Below are 4599 nucleotides of genomic sequence, written 5' to 3' on the forward strand. Positions count from 1 at the left end.
TCGACGACCTGCATCGCCTCGCCCGCCGCGAGTTCGGCCGGCTGAAGCGCCGCCCCGAAATGATCGTCCGCTTCTTCCGCCATGCAGGTCTCTCCGTTACCGGAATCCCGTGACGATCATTAAGCCACGAAAGACTCCCGTTTGGTTTGCCCTGAATGAAGAGCACCCCCTTGCCGCGTTTGCTGGTATTTGGCGGCCATGGACCGGCGGGCGTGGAACGAAGACTGATCCTGTTGAAGGTGAACACCTGCTCTATTCATTTCTGACCTCGGAGCCGAATGGTGTGGTTGGGCCGGTTCATCCGAAAGCGATGCCGGTGATCCTGACCACGTCCAAGGAATATGATGTCTGGTTGAATGCACCGGCTGAAGAGGCCCTGAAACTTCAGAGACCCCTCCCCGATGACATGCTGCAAATTGTTGCAGAAGGGGAAAAGTCAGACAGAGCTAAAGTGCCGGCTTGAACAGTCCCTGCCTGTAGGCACGCGCTTGTGCGGTGAGGCCCAGGCGCTTACTTTCTAACCTCATATAACCGCAGAGGGTCTTCAGGATTCTGTCGTTCAATACGCGGTACATTCTCACCTGCTATCGATCCATTTCCTGGTGGAGCAGCAAACTTGACGGCCGCTGGGAGCGGCGGCCGTTTTTTATTGGCAGCGCCTCTGGGAACAAGGAAGCCAATCGCCGTTCTATGATGTTTGTGTTCCGCTGCCTATTCCCGAAATATTCGGTATCGGCATGCTTCCCTTGATTGACTTATTGATAACCTACTTTGCGTTTTCACCTCATAATTTAAGTCAACACAAGGATGGTTAAATCCGACGCTTGTTCTTCTGTAGGCTGATTTTGTCCAAAAGGCATTCTACAAGCAGTTGTCATCAAGCCGATACAAACCCAAACCGTGTTGAACAACTATTTTGACGAGAAGTCTGTAGCTGGTGCCGTGCCAGGAACCTCCAACAGGAGGATACCATGCGCGCAAGGCCGCATGAGTTGCCTAGATCAGCCGCGTCCGACCTCCTGGCAGCCGATCGGTTTTGCACCGTCTCCCCGCCGTTGGTCGTAGAGGTCTGCGCTGGTCCCTTTCGCCCACCAGATGTAAGGACCTGCCGCATACCGGGCTCCTTACCCGGACAGCACACCGGCAAACACCAGCGCTTCCCCGGAAACGGGTACAATGGCAAGAGCGTTGGAGCCCGCAGTGATGTACTCGACCCTGATCTGCGGCAGGCCCTCGCATGCATACGTCACGACGTTCCGCACAACTGACGAGGCTTGTGGTAGACGGATCACAACATCCGCCGCAACGCCAATCGTGGGAAGCGAACACATCACCGCTGTCAGGCAGCTTCTGTACATGGCTCGTGCTCCTCCGATAGCAAGTTCAGATCCGTCCGACGGCCCCGGTCAGCTCAGCCCCGGCACCAATGCAAGAGCCGCAGGGGTGTTGTCTACCGCAGCGGCGTCCCCGCTGACGTCGTCAGCTGGCGCAGGGCTGCTGTATCCAGTTCACTGACAACGGTCAGTTCTTTGCTGCGCTGCGGTCCCTCAGCTGGCTTTTGGGGACCCGGTGCGGCGATCCCGACAGCGGCAATCTGCGGATGGCGAGGCTGCTTCTCCAGCAGTTTTGCTGAGACTGCTTTGTCCTTTTGGTTGGTGCTGGTCTTCTCCCTGATGGATCCTGTCCTGGACACGTCATGGTTGGCGCTATTGGGTCGGAGGTTCGCACCCTTGGCATCGGGCCTGACCGGAGGAAGATCCGCCAGGATTTGATCACGTCCTTGAGAAAGCCGATTGATTTCTCGCCGAGCGGTTGCAAGCTCTCCACGGAGCTGCGCCATCTCGGAGAGTGCGACTTGAATCTTCGTCTGCTCGACAACAAGCTGGGTCTGAGTGGCCTGCAGGCTTGTGACCTGATCACGAAGCTGGTGTTCGACCGCAGCCGACGTGTGCCTCACGATGGCATAGGAGCCCCATCCTGCGGCAGCTGACAGGCTGAGGGCTACAAGAAGACTGCGGTGTACGGTCGACAGGCGCGGCACAAAGTCTTGGAACATGGATAACTCCCCGCATACGCAAGTTGATCGAAATCCAGCGCTGCTCATTCGGGCCGGCGGTTTTGGCGACAAAGAGGCTGATAGCGACCGGCTCAGGCCGTCGGCCGCCACGATGCGGGTGTTTTTGGTGTCTTGGTTAATGTCTTGTCAAAGCAGAGGGCCAGCCTGACTTTCCGACACCAGTGCCTGAGACAGAGCCAGACGTGGAGCCTGATCTGCTCCCGCCTGAGCCTTCTGGCCGCCCGGAGATGAGATTCCCAAAGTGGTTTCGTGAAGCCTCGTGAGACCTGAGCAGGAGGTTATGCGAGATGTCAGATCCGCAACAGCCAGACGTTCCCTCTCCTCCCGCCTGACACACCGGCACCTGGCCCAGAGCCTGTTCTGCCACCCGTTGAAGTCCCGAACCCGGGAGGGCCGATGGGCGTGCCGCCGACAACGCCTCAGGAGGTGCCAACCAGGACGCCGTCATTTCCGCAGCCCCGGGTCTGAGCGAAGCCGCATCCCGCCCCCATAAATCAGTAAGGTGAGAGCGACCACGCTTTGAGATCAGACAGTTGAGCAGTTGCAAGCCTGACGTCGTGCTTCGATTTCAGCGTCAACCATGGCCATGGCGGTGCGGGCATCTTGGCGAAAGGCTTCCTTCAATCGCTCAGGCTCTCGGTCCCACCCCCGTGCGTCGTCTTGCAGAGCATAAAAGGCTTTGGCGATACATTCGACTTCATCGTCCATGAGAACCTCCCAAGGGCCTCATCTGGCAGCACGCCGGGATGATTGATCCGGCATGGTTAATCTCTTCTTGATCGCCGGCATCCGTGAGCTTGGTACCCTCCTGGAGCCGATCCGCCCAAGGTCAAACGATGTCGTCGATCGCGCCGCTTTCCGAGAGTTAGTCCCCGTGCGCTGCCAGGATCATCCCCTTGATTTCCACTTCATTCATGGAAGCGGTCTAAACTCGGGTTCGGATATCCCAATGACTGATGGGGATCATGTCACACGAGCGGCACACCCAGTGGACGCATCGGCTCGAGCACCTGCATGCCCTGCGGGAGCGCTTTCTGGCAGCCCGTCGGTACGACCGGGCCTACGAGACCTACCTTACCATTCAGCACGCCTATGATCTCTGGGCGGATGAGATGTTCCATTCGCGTGGGTAGCTCGTTTGGCAGAACTTGCCTCCACGTCCATCGATTATGGCTTGATGGAATTCCGGTGAACGCTGCCTAACGACACAGCATCTCGTCGCGCACGGCTTCTCGATGACGGTCTGCTCAATCATCGGACTTGCTGGCCGCCTTCCGAAGAGCCGCATCAATGCGGGCCGGAACATGGCGCGCACGCAATGGTAGGATCGAACATCTATACTAAGTGAGCAGATTCGCTCAGCGCCGTGAGGTCTCGGAGAACACCGCAAACACATTCGCCCGGCTTAAGCGCCAGAACTGCTTCCCGGACTTGAGGGCTGCGCTTCCGACCGTGATCCCGTGCGAGGGATTGCAAACCCAAATACTACGCTATATTCTATATTTAGTAGTCTCTATGATCCCGAGGCCCGATATGTTGCGGCATGTCACCGATGAAGAGATTGAGCAACGCGTGAAGGTTCTCCGACGGGAACTCGGCCTTCAGAACCAAAGCCGCCCTGACATGATGGCTGTGATCCAGAAGCTTAGAACCAGCTTTCGGCACTTCAACTATCAGCGGGTACCAGACGCCGAGATGCCCGATGCCGAGGCGCAATGGGACGCCCGAAAGGGCGTCCTGCGGATGCGTGAGAGTGTCGTCGGTGCCATGCAGAGGGGTGAGCCGAGAGCCCGAATGACTATTGCCAATGAGATCGGGCACTTCGCCATGCGGCACTCGGGTGTTCGCACCAGGAGCACGACCCAAACGACAGCTGGAAGATCTTTGTTAGAAGCCAAGAAAGAGGAGAGTGAGGCTAGACGTTTTGCTGCGATGTTCTTGGCTCCCAACTATCTCCTCAGTTCGACTGATACGGTTGAAGACATTGTGGACCTTTTTGGGCTGAGTTTTGAGGCGGCTATGATCCGCAAGGGCGAGTTTGATGCGTTCCAGCGACGGGCCTCCGGGCACCGGCGCGAGCTACCATCTGTCGTGGTCGATTACCTGAAGGAAGCTCAGAGTCGGGGCGCGAAGCTGCGGACAGAGTTGAATTAGGGACCTCTGACGTTGGCGAATAAATTGATGCGGGATCATCTCCACACCCGGATCGATCCCGTGCCGCTTGGCAAGCGTCTCAGAACATTTTAACTTTGCGCCTACACACCCGATTTCATTGAACAATGATTTTGACAAAACGTCTGTGGCAGCGGGGACTTCTCCAAACGCTGTCGATGCCTCCGCCGTATCCCGCGTGCTTGCGGCTGGATCAGCGACTGATGCGCCAGATTCGACCGCCCGCGTCATCAGAGACGACAATCGATCCATCCGGCAGTTCCTTGACGTCAACCGGACGTCCAACCCTGCTCAGAAAGCGCTGCCCGTTGCCGGAGCGGCCGCTGCCCACACGCAGCCGCACGACCTGG

General features: G+C 57.7%; 6 protein-coding genes and 1 pseudogene. 3 read left to right on the top strand and 4 right to left on the bottom strand.

Translation table 11 applies throughout. From position 1 onward, the window contains the following. Positions 1-463: SOS response-associated peptidase family protein (locus tag ACS5Q1_RS46690; RefSeq protein WP_473104590.1), on the top strand; the 463-nt coding region annotated here is incomplete at its 5' end. A gap of 661 nt (positions 464-1124) precedes the next feature. Here ACS5Q1_RS46690 and ACS5Q1_RS46695 read toward each other — a convergent pair. The 3 genes from ACS5Q1_RS46695 to ACS5Q1_RS46705 form a co-directional block, all read right to left on the bottom strand. Then, on the bottom strand, positions 1125-1358 hold the full coding sequence (locus ACS5Q1_RS46695; RefSeq protein WP_473104591.1) for a hypothetical protein: 234 nt from the start codon (positions 1356-1358) through the stop codon (positions 1125-1127). Between the two features lie 92 nt (positions 1359-1450). Next, positions 1451-2056: a hypothetical protein gene (locus ACS5Q1_RS46700; RefSeq protein ID WP_473104592.1), complete on the bottom strand. Its 606-nt coding sequence runs from the start codon at positions 2054-2056 to the stop codon at positions 1451-1453. 546 nt (positions 2057-2602) lie between these two features. Then, complete coding sequence (locus ACS5Q1_RS46705) at positions 2603-2785, bottom strand: hypothetical protein (RefSeq protein ID WP_473104593.1); 183 nt, start codon at positions 2783-2785, stop codon at positions 2603-2605. 257 nt (positions 2786-3042) lie between these two features. Here ACS5Q1_RS46705 and ACS5Q1_RS46710 point away from each other — a divergent pair, with 257 nt between their 5' ends. Both ACS5Q1_RS46710 and ACS5Q1_RS46715 read left to right on the top strand, forming a co-directional pair. Next, positions 3043-3210, top strand: coding sequence for a hypothetical protein (locus ACS5Q1_RS46710; RefSeq protein WP_473104594.1), 168 nt, complete (start codon positions 3043-3045; stop codon positions 3208-3210). Between the two features lie 400 nt (positions 3211-3610). Further along, the gene (locus ACS5Q1_RS46715; RefSeq protein WP_473104595.1) at positions 3611-4231 is read left to right on the top strand and encodes an ImmA/IrrE family metallo-endopeptidase; all 621 of its coding nucleotides are present in this window, start codon (positions 3611-3613) and stop codon (positions 4229-4231) included. 211 nt (positions 4232-4442) lie between these two features. Here ACS5Q1_RS46715 and ACS5Q1_RS46720 read toward each other — a convergent pair. Further along, positions 4443-4599 (bottom strand): annotated as a pseudogene (locus ACS5Q1_RS46720) (PQQ-dependent sugar dehydrogenase); the annotation flags it as partial.

The sequence above is a fragment of the Microvirga sp. GN3 genome, assembly GCF_055792825.1.

Coding starts and splice junctions, on each gene's coding strand:
- ACS5Q1_RS46695 (WP_473104591.1), bottom strand. CDS start 1,358: ATGTACAGAAGCTGCCTGACAGCGGTGATGTGTTCGCTTCCCACGATT.
- ACS5Q1_RS46700 (WP_473104592.1), bottom strand. CDS start 2,056: ATGTTCCAAGACTTTGTGCCGCGCCTGTCGACCGTACACCGCAGTCTT.
- ACS5Q1_RS46705 (WP_473104593.1), bottom strand. CDS start 2,785: ATGGACGATGAAGTCGAATGTATCGCCAAAGCCTTTTATGCTCTGCAA.
- ACS5Q1_RS46710 (WP_473104594.1), top strand. CDS start 3,043: ATGTCACACGAGCGGCACACCCAGTGGACGCATCGGCTCGAGCACCTG.
- ACS5Q1_RS46715 (WP_473104595.1), top strand. CDS start 3,611: ATGTTGCGGCATGTCACCGATGAAGAGATTGAGCAACGCGTGAAGGTT.